Annotated in this window: 2 protein-coding genes; both read left to right on the forward strand. The window is 62.5% G+C overall.

What is annotated here, in order from left to right; genetic code table 11:
* The first annotated feature begins 157 nt into the window (after nt 1-157).
* The gene (locus tag SOQ14_RS14310) at nt 158-655 is read left to right on the forward strand and encodes a TonB-dependent receptor plug domain-containing protein (protein ID WP_322898788.1); all 498 of its coding nucleotides are present in this window, start codon (nt 158-160) and stop codon (nt 653-655) included.
* Nucleotides 645-1,063: hypothetical protein (locus SOQ14_RS14315; RefSeq protein WP_322898789.1), on the forward strand; the 419-nt coding region annotated here is incomplete at its 3' end. The genes SOQ14_RS14310 and SOQ14_RS14315, both read left to right, overlap by 11 nt.

Raw genomic sequence — 1,063 nt, forward strand, 5'->3', positions numbered from 1 at the left:
TCCTGGGGCTGCATCTCATGGGCCGATGGCAAGGCTCGCAGGTGCCCTGACCAGCGTTGCGCCGATCCCAATTTCTTGTGACATTCGATTCTGCAATTGACAATGATTCGCAATCGCATCATTGGCGGCGGCGGTTAAAGCTTATCCGGGGCCATCCATGAACACCTTCCGCGCGACTACATCACTGCTCGCACTCGTTCTTGCAGGCGGGGCGATCTTGCCGGCAGCTGCAGCGGCTCAATCGCAGGACAGCAGTGCGAACAGCGCAGATGATGATAGTGACGGCACCCGCGCACGCCGCACCGCCGAGGAGATTCTCGTCGTCGGCAAGCGCGAAACCGGCTACAAATCGGAAACCCAGTCGGGCGGCACCTTCGGCGAGCAGAGCATCCTCGATACGCCCTTTTCGGTGACGGTCATCACACAGGAACTGCTGATCGACCAGCAGGTGCGCTCGCTCGGCGACATCGCCCGCAACGACCCTTCGACCABCGTCAGCACGCCGCCGGGTTCTGGAAAACTTCGACCAGACCACCTTTCTGGGGCAGGACTTCGGCACCTATCCCACCTCCAACGTGATCGGTTCGCTGGGCGCGAAGTGGGAGTTCGCGCCGGGCTGGACCTTGCAGGCGCGCGCGCAGCAGATGCGGCTTGAGCGCGACCAGCAGGGGGTCGGCATCCGCGCCGGCACATTGCAGGCAAACGGCGATTACACCGCGACCATCTTCTTCAGTCCCAATCAGGTGCGCGATCCGTTTTCGGCCGAGGCTTTCGTGACCGGGGAATTCAGGACGCTCGGGATCACCCACGAAGTCGCGGTCGGCGCGGCATACAGCCGCAATCCGCTCAAGTTCGCCCTGACTTCGGCGACCCCGATCCTTGGTACATCGAACGTGTTCAACCCCGTCACGCTCCCGCGCCCCGCGCCTGCCAGCCTTGTCACCTCGCCGGTAGTCGATGCGCTGATCATTTCTCAGGAAGCGGTGTTCGTCTCGGATCTTGTGACGGTGACCGAATGGCTGAAGCTGTTCGGCGCTGTGCGCCATGCCGAGCAGCGCAATCA

The organism is Erythrobacter epiphyticus (assembly GCF_034653295.1).
GTDB lineage: Bacteria > Pseudomonadota > Alphaproteobacteria > Sphingomonadales > Sphingomonadaceae > Erythrobacter.